Source organism: Candidatus Kosakonia sp. 282A-S69, assembly GCF_029433855.1.
GTDB lineage: Bacteria > Pseudomonadota > Gammaproteobacteria > Enterobacterales > Enterobacteriaceae > Kosakonia > Kosakonia cowanii_A.
Genome location: NZ_JAROAU010000005.1, coordinates 235286 through 235627, shown reverse-complemented (window position 1 = coordinate 235627; position 342 = coordinate 235286). Strand labels below are relative to the sequence as shown.

1 other annotated feature is annotated in these 342 nt (G+C 52.0%).

Features of this window, described 5'->3' with window-relative positions:
• Positions 1-144 (top strand) — a sequence feature (23S ribosomal RNA rRNA prediction is too short).
• The last annotated feature ends 198 nt before the right edge of the window (positions 145-342 follow it).

Below are 342 nucleotides of genomic sequence, written 5' to 3'. Positions count from 1 at the left end.
TCAGCCTGAGTGTTAGTGGAAGCGTCTGGAAAGTCGCGCGATACAGGGTGACAGCCCCGTACACAAAAGCACTCTGGCTGTGAGCTCGATGAGTAGGGCGGGACACGTGGTATCCTGTCTGAATATGGGGGGACCATCCTCCAAGGCTAAATACTCCTGACTGACCGATAGTGAACCAGTACCGTGAGGGAAAGGCGAAAAGAACCCCGGCGAGGGGAGTGAAAAAGAACCTGAAACCGTGTACGTACAAGCAGTGGGAGCCTCTTTTATGGGGTGACTGCGTACCTTTTGTATAATGGGTCAGCGACTTATATTCTGTAGCAAGGTTAACCGTATAGGGGA